The 24272-nt window shown below is 70.5% G+C and carries 13 protein-coding genes and 2 pseudogenes; 7 read left to right on the top strand and 8 right to left on the bottom strand.

All coding sequences use genetic code 11. The features are described from left to right. Positions 1–23: 23 nt before the first annotated feature. Together BLU84_RS13270 and BLU84_RS13265 are read right to left on the bottom strand one after the other, a co-directional pair. Positions 24–1283, bottom strand: coding sequence for a hypothetical protein (locus BLU84_RS13270; protein ID WP_074867589.1), 1260 nt, complete (start codon positions 1281–1283; stop codon positions 24–26). Beyond that, positions 1280–1834, bottom strand: coding sequence for an RNA polymerase sigma factor (locus tag BLU84_RS13265; RefSeq protein WP_074867964.1), 555 nt, complete (start codon positions 1832–1834; stop codon positions 1280–1282). Before BLU84_RS13265 ends, BLU84_RS13270 begins: the two co-directional genes overlap by 4 nt. A 265-nt stretch (positions 1835–2099) precedes the next feature. On the opposite strand from BLU84_RS13265, the gene BLU84_RS13260 reads away from it, so the two are divergent. Further along, a complete protein-coding gene (locus BLU84_RS13260) occupies positions 2100–5006 on the top strand; it encodes an EAL domain-containing protein (protein ID WP_139174981.1) in 2907 nt (968 codons plus the stop codon). 208 nt (positions 5007–5214) lie between these two features. Here BLU84_RS13260 and BLU84_RS13255 read toward each other — a convergent pair whose 3' ends face one another. The 3 genes from BLU84_RS13255 to BLU84_RS13245 form a co-directional block, all read right to left on the bottom strand. Continuing rightward, complete coding sequence (locus BLU84_RS13255; RefSeq protein ID WP_083382544.1) at positions 5215–7092, bottom strand: vWA domain-containing protein; 1878 nt, start codon at positions 7090–7092, stop codon at positions 5215–5217. Between the two features lie 300 nt (positions 7093–7392). After that, on the bottom strand, positions 7393–8880 hold the full coding sequence (locus BLU84_RS13250) for an aldehyde dehydrogenase family protein (protein ID WP_074867582.1): 1488 nt from the start codon (positions 8878–8880) through the stop codon (positions 7393–7395). Positions 8881–8907: 27 nt separating this feature from the next. Next, on the bottom strand, positions 8908–10788 hold the full coding sequence (locus BLU84_RS13245) for an acetolactate synthase large subunit (RefSeq protein ID WP_425479369.1): 1881 nt from the start codon (positions 10786–10788) through the stop codon (positions 8908–8910). Here BLU84_RS13245 and BLU84_RS28655 point away from each other — a divergent pair. After that, positions 10706–10945 carry a DUF6053 domain-containing protein gene (locus tag BLU84_RS28655; RefSeq protein WP_425479368.1) on the top strand — a complete coding sequence of 80 codons (240 nt, stop codon included), beginning with the start codon at positions 10706–10708 and terminating at the stop codon, positions 10943–10945. The genes BLU84_RS13245 and BLU84_RS28655 overlap by 83 nt on opposite strands. Here the strand turns inward: BLU84_RS28655 and xseA are convergent. Then, a pseudogene (xseA, locus tag BLU84_RS13240) lies at positions 10852–12159 on the bottom strand (exodeoxyribonuclease VII large subunit); the annotation flags it as partial. The gene BLU84_RS28655 and the pseudogene xseA sit on opposite strands and share 94 nt — an antisense overlap. 494 nt (positions 12160–12653) lie before the next feature. Here xseA and ispG point away from each other — a divergent pair. From ispG to BLU84_RS13220, 4 genes are all read left to right on the top strand, one after another. Beyond that, a complete protein-coding gene (gene ispG, locus BLU84_RS13235) occupies positions 12654–13928 on the top strand; it encodes a flavodoxin-dependent (E)-4-hydroxy-3-methylbut-2-enyl-diphosphate synthase (protein ID WP_074867571.1) in 1275 nt (424 codons plus the stop codon). A 104-nt stretch (positions 13929–14032) separates the two neighbouring features. Then, positions 14033–14686, top strand: a complete 654-nt coding sequence (locus BLU84_RS13230; protein WP_425479384.1) for a phosphatase PAP2 family protein — start codon at positions 14033–14035, stop codon at positions 14684–14686. Between the two features lie 298 nt (positions 14687–14984). Further along, complete coding sequence (locus BLU84_RS13225) at positions 14985–18272, top strand: S8 family serine peptidase (protein WP_074867568.1); 3288 nt, start codon at positions 14985–14987, stop codon at positions 18270–18272. 139 nt (positions 18273–18411) lie between these two features. Next, a complete protein-coding gene (locus BLU84_RS13220; RefSeq protein WP_233431131.1) occupies positions 18412–19680 on the top strand; it encodes a YadA-like family protein in 1269 nt (422 codons plus the stop codon). 273 nt (positions 19681–19953) lie between these two features. On the opposite strand, the gene BLU84_RS13215 is transcribed toward BLU84_RS13220, so the two are convergent. Continuing rightward, positions 19954–20400: a DUF695 domain-containing protein gene (locus BLU84_RS13215; protein ID WP_074867562.1), complete on the bottom strand. Its 447-nt coding sequence runs from the start codon at positions 20398–20400 to the stop codon at positions 19954–19956. Between the two features lie 101 nt (positions 20401–20501). Beyond that, positions 20502–20738 carry a hypothetical protein gene (locus BLU84_RS26505; RefSeq protein WP_139174979.1) on the bottom strand — a complete coding sequence of 79 codons (237 nt, stop codon included), beginning with the start codon at positions 20736–20738 and terminating at the stop codon, positions 20502–20504. 420 nt (positions 20739–21158) lie between these two features. Between BLU84_RS26505 and BLU84_RS13210 the strand changes: the two are divergent. Continuing rightward, positions 21159–23603: pseudogene (locus BLU84_RS13210) on the top strand (S8 family serine peptidase); the annotation flags it as partial. Positions 23604–24272 lie beyond the last annotated feature (669 nt).

The following is a 24272-nucleotide window of genomic DNA, read 5'->3' as shown; positions in this document are numbered from 1 at the left end:
GCGGCCGCGCGCGGCGGGTGCGCTCATTCGAGCAGCGGCCGCAGATCCTTGGGAATGCGGATGTGCGGGTGGGCGCGGCGGAAGGCGCGCAGGTCCTGCCGGGCGAGGTCGGTCTGGCCGTCGTCGCGGTACTGGCGGATGCGTTCCAGCCATTGCTCGGGCGGCGGCGCGGCGGCGCGCTGCGGCGAGGCGATGCGCGAGCCGGTGACCTGGACCTGGTCCAGGCCGGTGTCGGCGGCGTTCTGCGCCGGCGGCGGAGGCGCTGCGGGAGCCGGCGCCACCGCGCCTGCGGCCGCGGCGGTTTCGGCGTAGGCCGGGGCGCTGTCGGCCCGCGCTTTCTGGCTGGCGGCGGCCGCTGCGGGCGCCGCTGCGCGCTTGGCGGCGGCGTTTTCCTGGCGTTGGCGGCGATCCGCGGCCTCGGCCGGGGCGGCGTCGGCGGGCGCTTGATAGCCGTAGCTGTCCGCGGTCTGCGCGGCGGCCCGGGACCGCAGCGCCGGGGCGGCGGCGGCCGGGGCGGGCGGCGGCGGTGGCGCCGGAATCGGCTCCACGACGGGCTCCACGGCCAGGGCGGGCATCGATTCGGGCATCGGCGGCGCGGCCATCGGCGCGACCTCGCGCTTGAGCTGCAACTGCCCCGGCGGCGCGCTGCGCGCCGGTTCGGCGTTGGCGACCGGCGCCGCGCGCGGCTGCGCAGGCTTGGCCAGCGACGGAGCTTGGTCCGGCAAGGCCACGGCGTCGGCGGCCTTGGCCTCCTGGTCGGACGCGGCTTCGGCTGCGGCGTCCGCCGCCGCGCCGCCCGAGGGCATCGACGCCACTGCGTCGGCGGCGGCTTCGCTCGCTGCGATCGGCGCCTCGGGCGCGGCGGCCGGCATGGCCCGATCCTCGGCGATCTGCGCCTCGCTCAGCGCCTGCGGCGCCTTGTCCTGCGGCCGCAGCTGCCAGGCCACGCCGACGGCCAGGCTCAGCGAGGCGGCCACGCCGATCCAGGCCGGCCAGCGGGATTTGTTCGGTTTCGCGCGCACGGCAGCGGGCGGCGGCGCGGCCTTGGCCGCTGCTGCAGCCACGGGCGCAGCCGCCATCGGCGCGGCAGCGCGCAACGCCGCGGCCTGCGGCGAGGTTTCCTGCGCCGCGGCCGGTTGGCCCACGGCGGCGCGGGCGGCGGCCAGGATCGCGGCGTCCAGCGCCGGCGACGGACCCTCGTGCGGGCCCAGCCGCAGCAGGCGATCGGCCAGCGCGCGTTCTTCCGGCGACAAGGGATCGGGAGCGTCGGGACGGCGGTTCATTCGGTCAACCTCGCGCGCAGCTTGTCCATCGCGTACCGCAGCCTGGACTTCACCGTTTCCCGACCCACCCCCGTAATGGCGCCGATCTCCTCCAGGCTCAACTCCTGCTCCAGGCGCAGCAGCACCACTTCGCGCTGCTCCTCGGGCAATTCCTCGATCGCGCGCTGCAGGCGGCGGCGCTGCTCGAAGTCGGACAGCTCGCGCTCCGGCGTGGTCGGGTCGGGCACGCGCGCGGCGCGCTCGTCGCCGTCCTCCGGCGTCGCCGGGCGGTGCTTGAGCCCGCGCCAGTAGTCGTTCAGCCGGTTGTGCGCGATCCGGAACAGCCAGGTGTTGAACTGCGCGTCCGGCTTCCAGCCCTGGCGCGCGCCGATCACGCGCTGCCACACATCCTGGAAGAATTCGTCGGCCAGGGCCGAATCGCGCAACTGGCGCAGCAAGAAGCGGTACAGCGGGCCGCGATGGCGCGCGTACAGGACCTCGAACGCGCCGGCGTCGCCGGCCGCCCAGGCCAGCATCAACACATCGTCGCTTGCGTCCGCACCGGAGTTCATCGGCGGCAGGTTAAGCGCAGACGGCGCCGACGGGAAGCGCTTGCCTGTCGCGGCCGGGTCGTATAGCGGGATTTGCAGCGCCAGGATCATGACAGGAACCAACGGATCACGGCCGCCGATGGGGTTTGCCGCGGCAAACGCCGACCCAAAGCGGGGTTTGCGGCCTGCCGCGGGGGGAACGCTCGCGTTATCCTTGCGAAAGCTCGACTACGGGCGGTTCAGGACAGGCGGTCCGGTGCGGGGCGATCGGGTGCGGAATGATGCGATGCGAGCGGCAGCGGCGGACTCGCCCGAAGGCGCCTGGCCCGGCCAGGCGCTGGCGGCCGCGTTGCTGGAAGCGCTGCCGTCGGGTTCGCAGATCGCGGTGAGCTGGCGCACTGCGCAGGGCCGGGTCGCCGAATCGTTCACCCCCGGCGCCGACGGCGCGCTGCGCGCCAGCGCGCTGGACCGGCTGGAATGCGATCCGCCGGCCATCGGCGCCTCCGCCGACCGTTACGCCGACCGCATCGAAGCGGCGTGGTGGCTGGAAGACCGCAGCCGCGCCAGCCTGATCGCGCAGATGCCGCGCGCGCTGCCGGCGCCGCTGCGCGCGGCGTGGCTGGCGATGGCGCGGCGGGTGGTCGCCGCCGAACTGGCCGTGCTGCGCGCGCACGCACGCGCCGAGGCGCTGGAGAAATCCGAGCGCCTGCAGCAGGCGCTGTTCGGCATCGCCGACCTGGCCGGCTCGGGCCTGGAGATGAACGACCTGCTCAGCCGCATCCACGGCGTGGTGTGCGGGCTGATGTACGCCGAGAATTTCTACATCGTGCTCTACGACGACCTCGCCGACACGATGCGCTTTCTGTATTTCGCCGACCGCAACGACCCGTACGTGGCCAACCCGCTGCAGGTGATCCGCGGCGAAGACATGCCGACCAGCCTGACGCTGGCCCTGCTGCGCCACGGCGAGCCGCTGCAGGGCAGTTCGGCGCAGTTGCGCGAACGGCTCAACGTGCCCAACGACGAGCACCACGGCCCCGACAGCGCCGACTGGCTGGGCGTGCCGATGCGGCGCGAGGAGCGCGTGTGCGGCGCGGTGGTGGTGCAGAACTACGACAGCGCCGACAGCTACGGCGAGGAAGACCGCGCGCTGCTGGCGTTCGTGGCCCAGCACATCCTCACCGCGCTGGACCGCTTCCGCGCGCGCGAAGAGCTCGAGCGCCGGGTCGCCGAGCGCACCTACGCGCTGCAGCTGAGCAACCGCGACCTGCAGGCCGAGATCATCGAACGCCAGCGCTCCGAACGGCTGCAGCGCGCGCTGTTCCGCATCGCCGAGCTGACCATCACCTCCGACACGCTGGAGCGCTTCTACTCGCAGGTCCACGACGTGGTCAGCGAGCTGCTGTACGCGCGCAACTTCTACATCGCGCTGCTCTCCGACGACGGCGCGCGCCTGCAGTTCCCGTATTCGATCGACGAACGCGACATGATCCGCGAGACCCGCCAGCTCGCCGGCGGCCTGACCGAATTCGTGATCCGCCAGGGCCGGCCGCTGCTGGCCGACCGCCACCGCATCGCCGAGCTCAACAGCCGCGGCGAGGTGCGCAGCCACGGTTCGGCCGCGCACTGCTGGCTGGGCGTGCCGCTGTACCGCGACGACGCCGTGGTCGGGGTGATCGCGATCCAGAGCTACTCGCGCGCGATCAGCTTCAACGCCCGCGACCAGGAACTGCTGACCTTCGTCGCCCACCACATCAGCATCGGCCTGGCGCGCAAGCAGGCCCAGGACCGGCTGCTGACCGCGCACGGCGAGCTCGAACAGCGCGTGGCCAGCCGCACCCGCGAACTGGCCCACACCAACGCCGAACTGGTCGCGCAGATCGGTGAGCGCGAGCGCGCCGAGCGCAAGCTCACCCACCTGGCCCTGCACGATCCGCTGACCGAGCTGCCCAACCGCAGCCAACTGCTGGAACGGCTCGACCACGCGATCGCCCGCGCGCGCCGCGAGCAGCGCCCGTTCGCGGTGCTGTTCCTCGACCTGGACCGGTTCAAGCTGGTCAACGACAGCGTCGGCCACGCCGCCGGCGACGAGCTGCTGGTGGAAAGCGGCCGCCGCATCGTCGGCGCGGTGCGCGGCGACGACATGGTGGCGCGGCTGGGCGGCGACGAGTTCGCGATCCTGGTCGAGCACATCGACGGCCTGAGCGTGGCCGAGGAACTGGCCCAGCGCGTGCTGCGCGCGCTCGGCGAGCCGTGCTGGGTGGCCGGGCGCGAGGTGTTCCCCTCGGCCAGCGTCGGCATCGCGCTGTGGCATCCGCGCTATCGCAGCGGCATCGAGCTGCTGCGCGACGCGGACGCGGCGATGTACCGGGCCAAGGGCGCCGGGCGCGGCCGTTTCGCGGTGTTCGACGAAGAGATGCGCGAGCAGGCCATGCGCATCCTCGACCTGGAAGCCGACCTGCGCCGGGCGATCAACTCCGATGCGTTCATCGCCTACTACCAGCCGATCGTGCGCCTGGACGACGGCGTCGCCATCGGCCACGAAGCGCTGCTGCGCTGGCGCCACGAGAAGCGCGGGCTGCTGCTGCCGCGCGAGTTCATCGGCCTGGGCGAGGACAGCGGCCTGATCGAGGAAGCCGACTGGATCCTCTACGGCCGGGTCGTGCAGGAACTGGCGCGCGGCGGCGAGGGCTACATCTCGGTCAACGTTTCGCCCAAGCATTTCCGCGCCGGCGACTTCGCCGACCGACTGCTGCGCCTGCTCGACGGTGCCGGCGCCGACCCGCGCCGGCTGCGCATCGAAATCACCGAGGTGGCGCTGCTCGACGACGTGCCGCGCGCGCTGCGGATGTTGCGGACGCTGCGCAATCATGGGGTGTTGGCGCAGCTGGACGATTTCGGCACGGGGTTTTCGGCGTTGTCCTACCTGCATCGATTCCCGATCGAGTGTCTGAAGATCGATCAGAGTTTCGTCGCGGGGTTGGTCGGCGAATCGCGGCCTGAAAGCGTGGCGGTGGTGCGCGCGATCCAGGCCTTGGCGGGCACGCTGGGCATCCACACCATCGGCGAAGGCGTCGAGACCCAGGCGCAGCGCTCGGTCTTGCGCGAGCTGGGCTGCGTATACGGCCAGGGCTATCTGTTTGGCCGCCCGGCCGAGCGCATGCACACCATGCAGCCAGCCGTAGGCGAATAGCCGCGTATCGACCTGTAGGAGCGGCGCGAGCCGCCACTGCGACAACACAACTGCGTCGAACCTTGCGCCGTAGTCGCGTTGTCGCGGTCGCGGCTCGCGCCGCTCCTACAAGAGTTTCGCAACGAAAACGCCGCCGGTGCCGGCTGCGACGGGCCTGACTGCGTCGCAGAACGGTACCGGCGGCGTGCGCAACGCCTGTACTCGAAACTTACTGGCTCACCGCCACCTTCGCGGCCGGTTTGAGCTCGCCGATCTGGGCCTTGGCCCGCTCGACCAGACGCACGAACTCGGCGCGCTGGCCCCAGGGATCGGCCGACTTCACTGCGCGCGCCGCGCCGAGGATCTGTTCCCAGCCCCAGCCGTCGTACTGGCTGCCGCCGCGCAGCGCGTCGGCGAACGCGGCGACCGCGGCGGCCATGCGCAGCGAATCGCTGGCCGCGGCGCGCTCGCCCGAGCGCAGGATCGGGGTTTCGATCAACTGGCTGCGGTCTTCGCCCGGGCGCTTGTAGCGCAGCTTGAGGTTGGCCAGCTCGCCGTTGCCCGCGCCCGCGGCCGGCGCGGCCTGGGCATAGCGCAGCGGCGGCAGGCGCGCGGCCTTGGAGCCGACCGGAGTGATCTCGTACAGCGCGGTGACCTCGTGGCCGGCGCCGATGTCGCCGGCGTCGACCTTGTCGTTGGCGAAGTCCTCGCGCTTGAGCAGGCGGTTTTCATAGCCGATCAGGCGATATTCGGCGACCTGCGCCGGGTTGAACTCGATCTGGATCTTGACGTCGCGGGCGATGGTCATCAGCGTCGAGCCCATTTCCTGCACCAGCACCTTGCGCGCTTCCTGCAGGGTGTCGATGTAGGCGTGGTTGCCGTCGCCGACGTCGGCCAGCTTCTCCGACAGCTCATCGTTGTAGTTGCCGGCGCCGAAGCCGAGCGTGGTCAGGGCGATGCCGCTCTTGCGCTGGTCGGCGACCAGCGTTTCCAGCGCGTCGGTGCCGACCGTGCCGACGTTGAAATCGCCGTCGGTGGCCAGGATCACCCGGTTGACGCCGTCCTTGATGAAGCTCTGGCGCGCGGTGGCGTAGGCCAGGCGGATGCCGTCGCCGCCGTTGGTGCTGCCGCCGGCCTGCAGGCGTTCGAGCGCGTCGAGGATCTCCTGTTGCTTGTCGCCCGGCGTCGGCGGCAGCACCAGACCGGCGGAACCGGCGTAGACCACGATGGAGATGCGGTCCTGCGGCCGCAGCTGCTTGGCCAGCATCGAGAACGCGCTCTTGAGCAGCGGCAGCTTGTCGGGCGAATTCATCGAGCCGGAGGTGTCGATCAGGAACACCAGGTTCGACGGCGGCAGCGTCTGCTTGGGCACGTCGAAGCCCTTGATGCCGATCATCAGCAACTGCCGCTGCGCGTTCCACGGCGCCGGCGCCAGTTCGGTGGAGACCTTGAACGGCACCGCGCGCGAGGCCGGCGCCGGGTGGCCGTAGTCGAAGTAGTTGATGAACTCTTCCGCGCGCACCGCATCGGCTGGCGGACGGATGCCGTCGTTGAGCATGCGCCGCACGTTGGCGTAGCTGCCGGTGTCGACGTCGATGGAGAAGGTCGACAGCGGCTGCTCGCTGGCGCGCTGGACCGGGTTGTCTTCGCGCTCGGCATATTTTTCGGTGTTGGCCGGCTGGCTGTAGTACGGCGGCGGAGGCGGCGGTGCCGGCGCGGCGTAGCCGTAACCCACCGATTGCACGGTCATGGCGCGGCGGGCGACGGCGGCCTTGGCCGCGACCGGTGCGCCGACGCGCGAGCCGGTGACGACGACCTGTTCCAGGCGCTGGTCGGCGACCGCGCCGGCCGGCGCGATGCTTTGCGGCTTGGCCGGCGGCGCGGCGGTGGGTTGCGGGACGCCGGCGGCATTGGCGGCGCTGGCGGCCGCATCGACCGGTGCGGCCTCGGCGGGCGCCGGCGCTTCGGCGATGGTTTGGGTCTCGGCCTTGGCGTCGGCGGTGCTGCCGGTGGACTGGCAGCCGGCGAGGGCGAGGGCGGCGAGCAAGGCCGCGCTGAGGCAATGGACGGCGAGGCGAGGCGAGTGCGGACGGACGGCGGCGGACATGTCGGCTTCCCTGGTGTGTGGACCTGGGAAAGCGAACGGGCGGGGTCGGGCGGTGGGGTTAGCTTGGGGCGATTTTTTTGAGGGCGGCGGAAAACGGGCTCCCCCAACACCGTCATTCCGGCGAAAGCCGGAATCCGTTTTGATCTTGGCCTTTCGCTTTCTCGTGCGCAAAGCCAGGGCGAAAAATCAAAATGGATTCCGGCTTTCGCCGGAATGACGGCTGGGAGCTGCGTCGCCGGAACGCAGTTCGTGGCGTCGGCGGCGGCAGATGGGGACTCCGGGCTTCGGAGGGGGCCGGGGTTACGTGGCTTCGGTTGGATCGCGAATAACCAACAACCGCTGCTCGCTCATATCCTCGATCGCATAACGCACGCCCTCGCGGCCCTGGCCCGAATCCTTGACCCCGCCATACGGCATGTTGTCGACGCGGAAGCTCGGCACGTCGCCGACGATCACCCCGCCCACGTCGAGCCGGTCCCAGGCGCGCATGGCGTGGTCGAGGCGGCCGGTGAACACGCCGGCCTGCAGGCCGAAGTCGCTGTCGTTGACCCGCTCGAGCACGGCGTCGAAATCGTCGAACGGCTCGATCAGCGCGACCGGGCCGAAGGCTTCCTTGCGGTACAGCTCGGCGTCGTGGGCGACGTGCTCCAGCAAGGTCGCCGGGATCATCGTGCCCTGGCGCGCGCCGCCGGCGATGCGCTTGGCGCCGCCCTTGAGCGCGGCGTCGATCCAGGCCTGAATGCGCTGCGCCGCCTGCTCGTCGACCACCGGGCCGATGAAGGTTTGCTCCTCGCGCGGATCGCCCATGCGCAGCGCGCCGACCGCGGCCTTGAGCTTCTTGCGCAGCCTGTCGTAGATATCGGCGTGGGCGTAGATGCGCTGCACGCTGATGCAGCTCTGGCCGCTCTGGTAGTAGGCGCCGAACACCAGCCGCTCGACCACGTGGTCCAGGCTGACGCCGGGGTCGGCATCGACGATGCAGGCGGCGTTGCCACCCAGTTCCAGGGTGACTTTCTTCTTGCCGGCGCGGGCCTTGAGATCCCAGCCGATCAGGCCGCCGGTGAAGCTCAGCAGCTTGATCCGCTCGTCCTCGACCAGCAGCGAAGCGTCTTCGTTGGAGCAGCACAGCACCGAGAACGCGCCCTCGGGCAGGTCGGTCTCGGCCAGGATCTCGGCCATGATCAGCGCGCCGACCGGGGTCTTGATCGCCGGCTTGAGCACGAACGGGCAGCCGGCGGCGATGGCCGGGGCGACCTTGTGCGCGACCAGGTTGAGCGGGAAGTTGAACGGAGTGATGAAGCTGCACGGCCCGATCGGCACGCGCTTGACCATGCCGCGATAGCCGCGGGTGCGCGGCGAAATCTGTAGTTCCAGCAAGGTGCCCGGATCGCGCGTGGCCTCGTTGGCGGCGATGCGGAAGGTGTCGATCAGGCGGGTGACTTCGCCGCGCGCGTCCTTGATCGGTTTGCCGGCCTCGATGCACAGCGCCAGCGCCAGTTCCTCGAAGCGCTCGCCGAAGCGGCGCACGCAGTGCTCGAGCACGTCGCGGCGGCGGTCGGGCGCGAATTCGGCCATCGCCTCGCGCGCCTTGTGCGCGGCCACGATCGCCTTGCGCACCGCGGCGGCGTCGGCCATCGCTACGCGCGTGGCGCGCTTGCCGCTGTACTTGTCCAGCACCTCCAGATCGCCGTTGGCAGCGACGGCGCGGCCGGCGAGGTAGTAGGGATAGCTGCTCTTCAAGCCTTTGCCGGGCTTGGCGGCTTTGTTCTTCTTCTCGGACTTGGCCATGCGAATGCTCCGTGGATGGCGCCGCGCTCACACCACCGCGGCGGCGCGCTGGGGAATGTCTTGGTTGAGGATGACGTCGTCGTCGCTGTAATCGATGGGCACCTCGATCAGGTCGACGCCGGGCGTGTCCAGCGCGCGGCGCAGCAGCGGCGCGAACTCGTCGGCGGACGCCGGGCGATGCCCGCGCGCGCCGTAGCTGTGCGCGTACTCGACGAAATCGGGATTGCCCAGGTCCATGCCGAAGCTCGGATAGCGCTCGTGCGCCTGCTTCCACTTGATCATGCCGTAGGCGTCGTCGCGCAGCACCAGCACCACCAGGTCCAGGCCCAGCCGCACCGCGGTTTCGAGTTCCTGCGAGTTCATCATGAAGCCGCCGTCGCCGCACACCGCCACCACCTTGCGGTCGGGGCAAACGATGCGCGCGCCGATCGCCGAAGGCAGGCCGGCGCCCATCGTCGCCAGCGCGTTGTCGAGCAGCAGGGTGTTGGGCTCGCGGCAGCGGTAGCTGCGCGCGAACCACAGCTTGTACAAGCCGTTGTCGAGGCAGACCACGTCGCGTGGCGACAGCTCGCGGCGCACGTCGGCGACCAGGCGCTGCGGCGCCATCGGGAAGCGGTCGTCGTCGGTGCGTTCCTGCAATTGCTCCAGCAGCGCGGCGCGGACCCGGTCGAAATAGCCGAAATCCCAATGCGGCTGCGGCTGCAGCGCTTCCTGCAGGCGCCACACCGAATGGGCGATGTCGCCGATCACCTCGATCTGCGGGAAGTACACCGCATCGACTTCGGCTGCGGCGTAGTTGACGTGGATCACCGTGCGCCGGCCTTCGCGCATGAAGAACGGCGGCTTCTCGATCACGTCGTGGCCGATATTGACGATGCAGTCGGCCGCATCGATGGCGCGGTGGACGAAGTCGTGGTCCGACAGCGCCGCGTTGCCGAGCCACAGCGGGCCTTGCTCGTCGAGCACGCCCTTGCCCATCTGGGTGGTGAAGTAGGGGATGCCGAGCTTGGCGACGAACTGCTCGAGGGTTTTCGAGGTGGTCTTGCGGTTGGCGCCGGCGCCGATCATCACGATCGGATGGCGGGCCTGGGCAATGGCTTCGGCCGCGCGCTCGATGGCCTTGTCCTCGGCCACCGGGCGGCGCGAGAACGAGGCGGGGATCAGCCGCGCCTGGGTCGGGTCGCCGGCGATGTCCTGCGGCAGTTCCAGGTGGGTCGCGCCGGGGCGTTCTTCCTCGGCGCGGCGGAAGGCTTCGCGCACCCGCGCCGGGATGCTGTCGGCGGCGACGATCTGACGCGTGTACTTGGTCAGCGGACGCATCGTGTCGACCACGTCGACGATCTGGAAATGGCCCTGCTTGCTGGTCTTGATCGGCTTTTGCCCGGTGATCATCAGCATCGGCATGGCGCCGAGCTGGGCGTAGGCCGCGGCGGTGACCAGGTTGGTCGCGCCGGGTCCGAGCGTGGACAGGCACACGCCGGCCTTGCCGGTCAGGCGGCCGTAGGTCGCAGCCATGAAGCCCGCGGCTTGTTCGTGGCGGGTGAGGACGAGTTTGATCGAGGAGGTGCGAAGCGATTCGAGCAGATCGAGATTCTCTTCGCCGGGGATGCCGAACACGTATTGCACGCCTTCGGCTTCGAGCGCGGCGACGAACAGGTCGGACGCCTTGGTCATGCGGGACTCCGGGAGACGGAAACGCAGGGCGCCCAGGATCGCGCAAACGGCGTGAGCGAAGGGCGACGGCGATGGAACGGTGCGGGCCGCCCGCAGCTTTCGCCCAACCCGGAAAAGCTGCAGCGCCGGTGGGGCGCGATGGAGGGCTGTTGTGGGAGGGGCTTCAGCCCCGATGCTCTTGTTCCAGATTGCAGTGGACTGGCCGAACAGCGTCGGGCCTGAAGGCCCTCCCACAACAGCGGTAAGGCTCTGCTACAAGAATCAGCCTTCGCGCGGTTCGACCTTGACCCGGATCTGCCCGTCCTGCACCCGCGCCGTCAGCCGGTCGCCCGGGGCGGCGTCGAGCACGCTGCGGACCACGCGCCCGTCTTCGTGCTGGACGATGGCGTAGCCGCGCGCCACGGTGGCCAGCGGGCTCACCGCTTCCAGCGAGCGCGCCAGCCCGCGCAGGCGCAGCGCGTCGCCGTGCAGGCGCCGCGCGACCGCCGCGCGCGGGCGCAGCGCCAGCGCGGCCAGGCGTTCGCGCAAGGAGGCGATGCGCCGGCGCGGATGGTGCGCGCGCAACACCGCGTCGCTGTGGCGCAGGCGCGCGGTCTCGCGTTCCAGGCGCAGGCGCCAGGCCTGTTCGAGCCGGCGCAGCGCATCCTGCTGGCGGCCGCGCAGGGTCGCCAACCGCGCTTGCGGGCGCAGCGCGTTCAAGCGCAGGCCGGCGCGGTCGGTGCGCTGCATGGCCTGGTTCAGGCGCTGCCCGTGCAGATTGCGCAGGCGCGCTTCGAGCACGCGCAGGCGGTGCAGCAGATCCTCGCGCTGCGGCACCAGCAGCTCGGCCGCGACCGAGGGCGTCGGCGCGCGCACGTCGGCGGCGAAGTCGGCCAGGGTGAAGTCGGTTTCGTGGCCGATGGCCGAGACCACCGGCACCTCGCTGGCGGCGATCGCGCGCGCCAGGCGTTCGTCGTTGAACGCCCACAGGTCTTCCAGCGAGCCGCCGCCGCGCGCCAGGACGATCACGTCATAGCGCTGCGCGGCCTGCGCGCGCTGCAGCATCGCCACGATCTTCTCGGCCGCGCCGTCGCCCTGCACCGGCACCGGCAGCACCTCGGCTTCGGCCAGCGGGAAACGCCGGCCGAGCACGCTGAGCACGTCGCGCACCGCCGCGCCGCTGGGCGAGGTGATCACCGCGATGCGTTCGGGAAAGCGCGGCAGCTCGCGCTTGCGCTCGCGGTCGAACAGGCCTTCGGCGGCCAGCCGCGCCTTGAGTTCCTCGAACGCGCGGCGCAGCGCGCCTTCGCCGGCCTCTTCCATGTGGTCGAGCACCAACTGGTAGTCGCCGCGCGCTTCGTACAAGGTCAGCCGGCCGCGCGCGAGCACGCGCAGGCCCTCGCGCGGAACGAACTTCAGCCAGGTGCTCTTGGGTTTGAACATCGCGCAGCGCACCTGGGCGCGCGCGTCCTTGAGGGTCATGTACAGATGCCCGGACGACGGCCGCGACAGATTGCCCAGCTCACCTTCGACCCAGATCAGCGGGAAGGTGTCCTCGAGCAGGTTGCGCGCCAGGGTGTTGAGCTGGCTCGGGGTGAGGACTTCGTCGGGGGAACTGGGGGGCATAAGAAAACGCAAACGACGTAAGTCGCCCGAAGCGAAACAGTTGCGGCGATAGTAACCCGTCCCTCGCGGCGCTTGCGGGGAAGGGTTTGCCGAGTCGGATCGGAAGGCGTCGGGCGTGAAGGCCCTCCCACAAAGGCCCTCCCACCGGAGGCTGAGGCGCTCCTTCCAGAACGTCATCCCCGCGCAGGCGGGGATCCAGAGACTTCAGAGTCATGTTGCGGTGAAGCCCTGGATCCCCGCCTGCGCGGGGATGACGTTCCGGAGGGAGCGCGTTGGCGGGGACGAGCGGGGAGGAGTGCACGGGCGGGGGCGCGCCGGAGGGAGCGAGCCGGCGGGAACGCGCAACCCGGCGCGAGGCCGCCCGGGCTGGCGATTTCCCGCCCCGACCACGCCGAAACCCAAGCCCCGCAAGCCTTCGCGCCCAAGCCGCCGCGTCAGCCGCGCTTCACTCCCGCCGCACAACCGCGCGCCGCGGCGGCGGTACAATGCGGCCCATGAATTCCGATGCCGTCCTGCCTTGCTCGCTCCCTGATTTCGGCCCGTTGCCGCGCCGCCTGACCCGCTCCGTCGTCGTCGGCGGCGTCCAGGTCGGCGGCGGCGCGCCGGTGGTGGTGCAGTCGATGACCAACACCGACACCGCCGATGTCGCCTCCACCACCAAGCAGGTCGCCGAGCTGTGGCGCGCCGGTTCGGAACTGGTGCGCGTCACCGTCAACACCGTCGAGGCCGCCGCGGCGGTGCCGCGCATCGTCGACAAGCTGGCGATGATGGGCATCGAGGTGCCGATCATCGGCGACTTCCACTACAACGGCCATCAGCTGCTCGCCGCCGAACCGGCCTGCGCCGAGGCCTTGGGCAAGTACCGGATCAACCCGGGCAACGTCGGCTTCGGCAAGAAGAAGGACAGCCAGTTCGCGACCTTGATCGAGTTCGCGATCAAGTACGGCAAGCCGGTGCGCATCGGCGCCAACTGGGGCTCGCTCGACCAGGCCCTGGCCGCGCAGTTGATGGACGAGAACGCCAACCGCGCCGACCCGTGGGACGCCGGCAAGGTGTTGCGCGAAGCGCTGATCCGTTCGGCCCTGGATTCGGCCGCGCGCGCGGTCGAGCTGGGCCTGGCGGCCGAGCGCATCGTGCTCAGCGCCAAGGTCAGCGGCGTGCAGGAACTGATCGCGGTCTATCGCGAACTGGCCACGCGCGGCGATTACGCGCTGCACCTGGGCCTCACCGAAGCCGGCATCGGCAGCAAGGGCATCGTCGCCTCCAGCGCCGCGCTCGGCGTGCTGCTGCAGGAAGGCATCGGCGACACCATCCGCATCTCGCTCACGCCCGAACCGGGGCAGGCGCGCAGCAACGAGGTCATCGTCGCCCAGGAACTGCTGCAGACCATGGGCCTGCGCGCGTTCACCCCGATGGTCACCGCCTGCCCGGGCTGCGGCCGCACCACCAGCACCTTCTTCCAGGAACTGGCGCAGACCGTGCAGGAGCACGTGCGCGCCAAGATGCCGGAGTGGAAGATCACCCACCCCGGCGCCGAGAACCTGACCCTGGCGGTGATGGGCTGCGTGGTCAACGGCCCCGGCGAATCGCGCCACGCCAACATCGGCATCTCGTTGCCGGGCACGGGCGAAGCGCCGTCGGCGCCGGTGTTCGAGGACGGCGAGAAGACCGTGACCCTGCGCGGCGAGAACATCGCGCGCGAGTTCGTCGAACTGATCGACGGCTACGTCGAGCGCCGCTACGGCGCGCGCTCCGGCGCGGCGGCGTGAACGAGCGGCCGCGCGCCGACGAGCGCGCGCCCGCCGACGAAGACCGCGCCGCGCTGCGCCGCGGCGCCGGCGACAGCGCGTTCGAACAGGAGGCGCGCTTCGGCCTGGCGCTGCTGCGCCGCCACGTCTGGAGCCTGCTGCTGGCCTTCGCCGGCCTGCTGCTGCCGCTGTGGGCCTTCGCCGAACTGGCCGAGGACATCCACCGCCAGGAAGCGCTGGTGTTCGACGTGCCGGTGCTGCAGTACGCGCACGGGCTGTCGCGCGGGAGCCTGGATTTCCTGTTCGGCCTGCTCTCCAAGCTGGGCTACCAGTGGGGCGTGGTGCCGTTCGATATCGTCCTGGTGCTTGCGCTGACCGTGCTGCGGCGTTTCCGCGAGGCCAGCTTCGCTGCGCTCGCGCTCGGCGGTTCGGGCCTGCTCAACATCGCCGCCAAGCAGTTCTTCGCGCGCGAGCGGCCGTCGCTGTGGGAATCGATCGCGCCGGAGCACAACTACAGTTTTCCCAGCGGCCATGCGATGGGTTCGATGACCTTGGCCGCGGTGCTGATCCTGCTGTGCTGGCCGACGCGCTGGCGTTGGGCGGTCATCGTCTCGATGGTGCCGTTCACGGTCCTGGTCGGCTTCTCGCGCCTGTATCTGGGCGTGCATTACCCCTCCGACATCCTCGCCGGCTGGGCGGTGGCGACCGCCTGGGTCGTGGCGGTGTACCTGCTGGCGTATCGCGGCGGCTTGCACAAGCCGTGGCAGAAAATCGCCTAGCACACGCGTTCGTTATTCCCCGCGCAAGAATTTGTCAAGGCCCATCGGGCAGGGTATTGCGCGTTTCGGCCGCGACACATCACGACATCCGGCACATATCGCAAAGTCCGGGTAGGGTGGTTACTATCGGGGTGCGTTGTGACTTCTAGGGGGAAGTGCAGGCGCAATCGAAATGCCGGCGGGGTGCAGTCCGGCGCATAACTCACTATTTCGTCCCTTCCCCTTCACGGATGCGCACGGTCGGCCGCTGCGGTGGCGCCTTGCGCTTGGCGTTTGGTAGACAACTGGGGAAAGGGGAATGCGCAAGGTAATGAGGAAAACGTCCATCGCCGTGGCGATCGCTGCGGTCGCCGCCGTTGCGGGGGCGATGACGATGTCCGGCGGCGGCGCGAGCCCGTCCGCGGCCACCGGCGCAGCGCCGCCGCCGTCGCTGGCGAGCGAGGCCTCGCTGGACAAGCGCCAGCGCTACATCGTGGTCTACAACGAAGCGCCGCTGAGCACCTACAAGGGCGACCTGCGCGGTCTGCCGGCGCCCAAGCGCCTGGCCGCCGGCGTTTCCGGCGTCGGCCGGCTGGACGTGCACAGCGCTGCCGCGCGCGGTTACGTGCAGCACCTGGGCGAAGTCCAGGCCGATCACGAACAAAGCATCCGCGGCCTGATCGGCCGCAGCCCGCGCGTTGATTTCCGCATGCGCCACGCGCTCAACGGCATGGTCGCCGAACTGAGCCAGAGCGAGGCCGACCGCATCGCCCAGCTCGCCGAAGTGCGCTTCGTCGAGCCGTACATGGAATACAAGCAGGCCACCGATGTCGGCCCGACCCTGATCGGCGCGCCGGCGTTGTGGAACGCCGCCCCGACCGGGTTCCGCGGCGAAGGCATGGTGGTCGGCATCATCGATTCGGGCATCAATTTCGGCAGCCCGGCGTTCGCCGCCGTCGACGACACCGGCTACCACCACGTCAATCCGCTCGGCGCCGGCACGTACCTCGGCACCTGCGCGCCCGGCGGCGTCGACGAAGGCCGCTGCAACGACAAGCTGATCGGCGGCTACGACTTCGTCTGCAACGCGCCGGGCAACCAGTGCGGCGTGGCCAACATCCGCGAGGAGCCCGGCTTCGGCGACACCAACAGCCACGGCAGCCACGTCGCTTCCACCGCCGCCGGCAACGCCTGGACCGCGACCTACCGCGGCCACAACGTCCGCATTTCCGGCGTCGCCCCGCGCGCCAACATCATCGCTTACGACGCCTGCTACACCGAGATCTCGACCAGCCGCGGGCTGTGTCCGAACACCTCGACGGTGCGCTCAATCGACCAGGCCATCGCCGACGGCGTGGTCGACGTCATCAACTACTCCATCGGCGGCGGTTCCAACCCGTGGACGGAAGCGACCTCGCTGTCGTTCCTCAACGCCACCGACGCCGGCATCTACGTCGCCGCGGCCGCGGGCAACGACGGCCCGGCCTCGTACACCAGCGATCACCTCGAACCGTGGGTCGCCACCACCGCCGCGTCGCAGCACGGCCGCGGCACCTTCGCCTGGGTATTGTCGGTGTCCGGCCCCGGCGCCGTGCCCGGCGATCTGCAGGCCATCGAGCTGACCGAAGGCAGCGGCGGCACGCCGTTCACCACCGCGGTTGCGAACAACACCCCGGTCAAGATCAGCGCCGGCATCGACACCGCCAACGACGGTTGCGCCGCGTTCCCGGCCAACACCTTCCAGGGCGCGATCGCGGTGGTCCGCCGCGGCACCTGCAACTTCACCGACAAGGTCTCCAATGCCGCGGCCGCCGGTGCGGTGGCGGTGGTGATCGCCAACAACCAGGTCACCGGGCTGTCGCCGTCGGTGCCCGGCGCTACGGTGCCCGCCTTCGTCGCCAGCCAGGCCGCCAGCAATGCGCTGCGCGACTTCGCCAACGGCAACGGCAACACCAGCACCGGCGGCATCCTGTATCCGTCGGTGATCCTGCGCAATACGCCCGACCAGCTCGCCGACTTCAGCTCGCGCGGCCCGGCCGACACCTTCGACATCATCAAGCCGGAAGTCACCGCGCCGGGCGTGGACATCCTCGCCGTCACCGCGGGCACCACCATCTCCGGGTTCGAGCAGCAGGTCGGCCTGATCAGCGGCACCTCGATGGCTTCGCCGCACCATGCCGGCGCGGCTGCGCTGGTGCGTCAGGCGCGTCCGGGCTGGAGCGTGGCCGAGGTCAAGTCGGCGCTGATGATGACCGCCAAGCAGGAAGTGCTGAAGGAAGACGGCGTCACCCAGGCCGACGCCCACGCGATGGGTTCGGGCCGCATCCAGGTCGACCAGGCGATCCGCGCCGGTCTGGTGCTCAACGAGACCACCGCCAACTACCGTGCGGCCAATCCGGCCAGCGGCGGCGACGTGTCGGCGCTGAACCTGGCCAGCATGGCCAAGTACAGCTGCGCCACCTCGTGCTCGTTCACCCGCACCTTCCGCAACGTGCTGTCGACCCGCCAGACCTGGACCGGCAAGGTGCAGGGCCTGAGCGCGCTGGTCTCGCCGTCGCTGTTCACGCTCAACCCGGGCGAGACCAAGACGGTCAAGATCACGGTGAGCACGAGCGCGCAGGCGTCCAACGGCAACTTCAACTTCGGCAAGCTGGTGCTGACGCCGTCCGGCGGCGACACCACGCAGCCGCTGTTGCGCCTGCCGATCGCCGTGGCGGTGCAGCCGCCGCGTCTGACCGCCACCGAGTCGAGCGCGCTGACCCTGGCGCAAGGCGGTAGCGGCAGCGTGAACCTGCGTCTGGGCAACGTCGGCGGTTCCAACCTGGATTGGCAGATCGACAACACCGGCAGCGGCGGACGCACGCTGGTGGCGCAGTTGCCGAACAACGCCAACGGCCGCCGCTCGACCCGCTTCACCGACGCGGCCTCGGTCGGCGCGCGCGCGCAGCTGTCGGCGGACGACTTCACCCTGACCGACGCCACCGCGATCAGCCGCATCGTCGCCGACGGTTTCGTCAACGGCGGCAACCTGACGACCTCGACCAACATCAACTGGTCGATCTTCCGCGACGTCGGCGGCAATCCCGAAGGCAATCCGGAGTCGACGCCGCAACTGGCGCTGTGGAGCTACACCTCCACCTACAACGGCACCGGCGTGTCGACCTCGGGCTTCGCCACCATCAACCTCAACCTGGCCGCCGCCGGCCAGAACGTGAACCTGGCGCCGGGCCGCTATTGGCTGGTGGTTTCGGTGCGCGCTCCGCTGGCGACGAGCTGGTTCTGGTTCAACGCCACCAGCGGCGACAACGTCTACCGCGGCGCGATCATCAACCCCGATGGCAGCGGCGCGTGGACGGCGACCGCCGGCGCACCCGGCATGGCCTACCAGCTCAGCGGCAGCAACAACTGCGGCGCCACCTGGATCGGCGCGCCGTCGCGCGCGTTCGGCCGCATCGCGGTCGGCGCCAACGTCGACACCACGGTGCAGATCAGCGCCGCCGGCCTCGCGCCGGGCAGCTACTCGGGCTATGTCTGCGTGGCCAGCAACGATCCGCTGCGTCCGAAGGCGGCGCTGCGCGTCGCGCTGACGGTGCAGGCCGCGCCTTGACGGCGCTGCGCGCCGGGCCCCTGCGCGGGCCCGGCGCGCCTGATCCGGCCGGGCCGCATGCGGCCCGCGCCGACGGGTTTTCCGCCGCCGCGCGCGTTCACGGCCGCGCGGCGCGCATCACATTCTTCTGGGGGACAGCTTGAACATTTCGCACAAGACCATTCTCGCCGCCGCGTTGTCGCTGGCCTGCGCCCAGGCCTGGGCGGGCGAACCTTGCGTGCTCGACGACGGCTTCGGCGGCACCACCACCGGCGGCGCCACCGCCACCGGCGGCAGCGCCATCGCCTGCGGCCAGGGCGCCACCGCCAGCGGCGATTTCGCCGTCGCCCAGGGCGCCGGCGCGACCGCCAGCGCCGTCGGCTCGACCGCCGTCGGCGCCAACACCACCGCCTCGGGCGACCAGAGCACCGCGCTGGGCACCGGCGCCACCGCCTCGGCCGCCAACAGCAGCGCGATCGGCGACAGCGCCAGCGCCTCGGGCGAGTTCTCCACCGCCACCGGTTCGTCCAGCGTCGCCGACGGCCAATTCGCCACCGCCAACGGCGCGGGCAGCTCGGCCAGCGCCGACAACGCCACCGCGATCGGCGCCAACAGCTCGGCCAGCGCCGCCAATTCGGTCGCGCTCGGCGCCGGTTCGATCGCCGACCGCGCCAACGCCGTGTCCTTCGGCAGCGCCGGCGCCGAGCGCCAACTGACCAACGTCGCCGCCGGTACCGCCGATACCGACGCGGCCAACGTGCAGCAGCTCAACACCCTGGCCGGCGCGCTCGGCGGCGGCGCCAGCTTCGCCGGCGGCGCGTTCACCGCGCCGACCTATTCGATCCAGGGCGGCAGCTATCGCGACGTCGGCGCCGCCTTCGCCGCGGTCGACGGGCGCCTGACCGATCTGTACGGCCTGGTCGGCAGCAACACCTCCAACTCGGTGGTCTACGACAGCCCCACGCGCGATGCGGTCACCCTGCAGGGCGGCAACGGCACCCGCGTCAGCAACGTCGCCGCCGGCACCGCGCCGACCGACGCGGCCAACGTCGGCCAGGTCCAGGCCGGCGACGCGTCGACCCTGCGCAGCGCCAACGCCTACACCGATTCGCGCGTGAGCCAGATGCTGGCCGCGCCGACCGAGGCGATCAACCGCCTGCGCGACGACATGGAATGGAAGCTGCGCAAGCAGGACCAGCGCATCGACCGGATGGGCGCGATGACCGCGGCGATGGTGCAGATGTCGGCCAGCGCCTCGGGCCTGCGCACGCAGAACCGGGTCGCGGTCGGCGCCGGCTTCCAGGGCGGCGAGCAGGCGTTGTCGATCGGCTACCAGCGCGCGATCAGCGACCGCGCGACCTTCACCGTCGGCGGCGCGTTCAGCGACAGCGAAAGCTCGGCCGGCGTGGGCCTGGGCTTCGGTTGGTGATCGATCCCGATGCGGCGCCGCGACGGCGCCGCATCGATACGCGACGGCGCCCTGCGGGGCGCCGTTTTCGTTTGTGCGGCCTTCGCCGCAGACATCGCCCAGGCGCGCCGCCGTCGGCGAATGCATTGCGTTGCGCAGACCGACTGGCGGTGCGCCATCGCAAGGCGGACTGTCCGGCGACAAGATCGATGGCGGTCGTCTTGCGACCCAGGGCATGAGGCCGGTCGGAGCGCTCGCATCGAGGCGTTCGGCGGCCGCAAAGGCGATGCCGCGTCAGTTCGGGCTCGCGGCGCGCTCCACCAGTTTCAACTCCGGTTGAGCCAGCGCCCATTCCGGGTCGTGTTGCATGTGGAAGTCCCATCCGCGGATGGGGGCGTCCTGCGAGGTCGGCGCTTGCAGCGTGCCGTTCGCGGCATCGGCGTCTTTGATGCGAAACAAAAGCACGCGTTCGCCGCGCGCGGTGATGCGCGCGAGGAATATCGCGTTGTCGGCGGCTTGCAATCGCGGCGCGAGATCTTCTTCGAATCGCCGCAAGACGCCCGCTTCCTCGACCGTCGGCATGCCATAGGCGTTTGTGAACTCGCAGTCGATGACGATCCGCAAATGCCACGCAAAGGCCGCGCGCTCCCGGAAGGAGCGCAGCGACGAATTGACGACGACGACCGCAGGGTCGTTTCCGAGGGTGGTTTCGATCAGCGCGTAACGGGGTTCGGGAATCATTCGCAAGCTCGCTCGGGGATCGGTCGCGGGTTTGGCGCTGGCGGCTCGGTCCGCGCGAATTCGGTGCGGCTCAGGTGGGCGTCGACGATGCGGAAGGCAGCCTATTCCCAGAGCGGGTTCGCGTTCAAGCGGTGAGCCAGAATGCCGAGCTGGGTTTGAATCGGTGCAACCGCAATCGACGCGGGCGCGATTCGATGCCCGGCGATATCGTCTCGCGCCGCAGCCAGGCAAGCGCGCCGTGAAAGACGCGGCTTAGGCCGGGCATTTTCATCGATACGCGAACGCTTCGTCGTCGTTTCGCGCATCTGCGCGATCGGATGCGCGCTTTCGCCGCGCATGCTCGTATGCGAGTCCGATGAACGCATTGCGCGCACGCGCGGAGCCGAGCGTCCCGGGTTCACCATTCGCAGCCGCACTGTAACCGCTGCAGGCGCTGCCGTTTAGGCAAGTGAAGTTTCACCGTCGCAACATGCTGCACCTGCATATGTAACCAAATGCGATTTGTGCGCATGATCACGCCGAAATCTTCCCGCCTCTTGCAGTGTTCGGCGTGGGTAGGAAGGTTCGGCCCGGCGCTGTCGCGCACGGGCACGGTGACAGGAGCGATCGGCCGATGCGCGGTGTGCGCGTCGGCTCACGGACGACGCTCGATCACGGCGATCCCTCCCTGGCCCAACCCTTGAACCGCGACCTGCGCCTGTTGACAGGGAACAGGCGTGGGGCGGTTTCTTCGCGAACGATACGTGGAGTACCTCCCGATGCCTAACGCAAAGAACCGACTGACTCTCGCCATCGCGCTCGGCCTGACCGGGCTGACGGCGCTCGCTGCTGCCGCGGCGGTGAGCAGCTTGAGCAACGCCCCGGCGAGCCAAAGCGCCGCCGTCGGCGGCGCACCGGCGCCGCAACGCGCGGCCGCCGACACGCGCGCCGACCGCTTTCTGGTGCTGTACGACGAAGCTCCGCTGAGCGTCTACAACGGCGAAGTGGCGGGCCTGGCCGCGCCGCAGCGCCTGGCCGGCGCGCAGAACGCCAACAGCGACGCCGCCAGCATCGCCGGCGGCGGCACCGCGCGCATCGACCTGCGCAGCGCTCAGGCGAGCAAATACCTGAGCTATCTCGACGGCGCTCAGCGCAACCACGAACGCGGCATCAACGCCGCGCTCGGCCGCACGTTGAAAGTCGAACGGCGCCTGCGCCACGCGGTCAACGGCGTGGTCACGCAGATGAGCGCGAGCGAAGCCGCGCGCGTGGCCAAGCTGCCCGGCGTGGCGCTGGTGGAGGCCTATCACGAGTATCCGGTCGCCACCGACGTCGGCCCGGCCCTGATCGGCGCGCCGGAACTGTGGAACGCCAAGCCCGGCCGCTGGCGCGGCGAAGGCGTGGTGGTCGGCATCCTCGACACCGGCATCAACTTCGGCAGCCCGGCCTTCGCCGCGATCGACGACACCGGCTACCGTCACCGCAATCCCAACGGCGCCGGCAATTATCTCGGCACCTGCGCGCCCGGCGGCGTCGACGAAGGCCGCTGCAACGACAAGCTGATCGGCGGCTGGGACTTCGTCTGCGGCGAGCCGGCCGGCGCCTGCGACGTGCCCGGCATCCGCGAGGAACCCGGTTTCGGCGACACCAACGGCCACGGCAGCCACACCGCCTCGACCGCCGCCGGCAACGCCTGGACCGCGAACTTCAAGGGCCGCAACATCCGCATCTCCGGTGTCGCCCCGCACGCCAACATCGTCGCCTACGACATCTGCTACACCAACATCGCCACCGGCCAGGGCCTGTGCCCGAACGTGTCGGCGGTCGCGGCGATCGACCAGGCCATCGCCGACGGCGTGGACGTGATCAACTACTCCATCGGCGGCGGCGCCAACCCGTGGGGCGAGGCGGTATCGCTGGCCTTCCTCAACGCCGCCGACGCCGGCATCTTCATCGCCACCTCGGCCGGCAACAGCGGCCCGGGCCCGAGCACCACCGGCCATCGCCAGCCGTGGACCTCGACCACCGCCGCCACCACCCACGGCCGCGGCGATTTCGCCTCGCTGCTGCAGATCACCGGGCCCGGCTCGGTGCCCTCGGACCTGCAGGCGATCCAGTTGATCGAAGGCAGCGGCGGCGTGGCGCTGTCCGCCTCGATCCCGCCGAGCACGCCGGTGCGCATCAGCGCACGCATCGACAGCGCCGACGACGGCTGCGCCGGCTTCGCGCCGGGCGCGTTCGCCGGAGCCATCGCGGTGGTCCGCCGCGGCACCTGCAACTTCTCGGTCAAGGCCAACAACGCCACCGCCGCCGGCGCGATCGCGGTGGTCATCGCCAACAACCAGGTCACCTCGGCGACGCCGAGCGTGCCGGGCACCACGGTGCCGGTGTTCCTGGCCGCGCAGGACGACAGCAACGCGCTGCGCGACTTCGCCGCCGGCAACGGCAACGTCTCCACCGGCGGCATCGGCTATCCGCCGACGCCGATTCCGAACACGCCCGACGTGCTCGCGGCCTTCAGCTCGCGCGGCCCGGCCACCGGCTTGAACCTGATCAAGCCCGACGTGGCCGCGCCGGGCGTCAGCGTGCTGGCGGTGCTGGCCGGCACCACCATCGGCGGCAGCGAGAACCTGGTCGGCCTGCTCAGCGGCACCTCGATGGCCTCGCCGCATCAGGCCGGCGCGGCGGCGCTGCTGCGCCAGGCGCGTCCGGACTGGACCGCGGCGGAGATCAAGTCGGCGCTGATGATGACCGCCAAGCAGGAAGTGTTCCGCGAGGACGGCGTGACCCAGGCCGATCCGTTCGACACCGGCTCGGGCCGGATCCAGGTCGATCAGGCGGTCAACGCGGGCCTGGTGCTCAACGAGACCACCGCGCGCTACCAGGCGGCCGATCCGGCCGCCGGCGGCGACCCGGCCACGCTCAACCTGGCCAGCATGGAGCAGAGCGCCTGCACCAATGCCTGCACCTTCAAGCGCAGCTTCCGCCACGCCCAACGTCCGGCCGAGCTGTGGCTGGCGCAGGTGCAGGGCGTGGACGGCATCGCCTTCCCGCCGGTGTTCGCCTCGGTGCGCGGCAGCAACACGCCGATCAACGTGATCGTGCTGAGCCGCAAGTACGCCGCCGACGGCAGCTGGCACTTCGGCCAGTTGCAGCTCAAGCCGCTGCTGAGCCGCAAGTCGCCGACCCTGCACCTGCCGATCGCGGTCTCGGTGCCGGCGCCCGCGCCGGCGCCGGACGCGCCCAAGCCGGTCGCGGTGGTCACCGGCAGCGCGGTCCCGGCGGGGGAGGCGCAGAGCGCGCGTTGAGCGGTGCTGCGGCCGGCCCGTTCGCGGGCCGGCCGTGGGCGCTGGGTTGAGTCAGAAAGCGGCCGCGCAGTCGCGGCTGCAACGACCGGGTCCGTTCGCGGGCCCGGTTTTTTTTATGGGGGCGTTGCGAATCCAATCGCTGCGAAACCCGCCTATCGTCATGCCCGCGAAGGTGGGCATCCAGGGCTTTACCGCGGCATGGCTCTGAAGTCTCTGGATCCCCGCGTTCGCGGGGATGACGGCTTGGGGTGGCGCGGGGAAACCTACTCGCCGCGAAATCTACCTGTCGTCATGCCCGCGAAGGCGGGCATCCAGGGCTTCACCGCGACATGGCTCTGAAGTCTCTGGATCCCCGCCTTCGCGGGGATGACGGCTTGGAGTTGCGCGGTGAAACCTACTCGCCGCGAAACCTACCTATCGTCATTCCCGCGAAGGCGGGCATCCAGGGCTTTATCGCGACATGACTCTGAAGTCTCTGGATCCCCGCCTCCGCGGGGATGACGGCTTGGAGTTGCGCGGCAAAACCCACTCACCGCGAAACCCGCCTATCGTCATGCCCGCGAAGGCGGGCATCCAGGGCTTCAC

Origin of the sequence: Lysobacter enzymogenes (genome assembly GCF_900106525.1) — a bacterium.
Lineage (GTDB): Bacteria > Pseudomonadota > Gammaproteobacteria > Xanthomonadales > Xanthomonadaceae > Lysobacter > Lysobacter enzymogenes.
The sequence above is the reverse complement of the archived record's forward strand: the minus strand, read 5'-3'. Positions and strand labels throughout refer to the sequence as shown.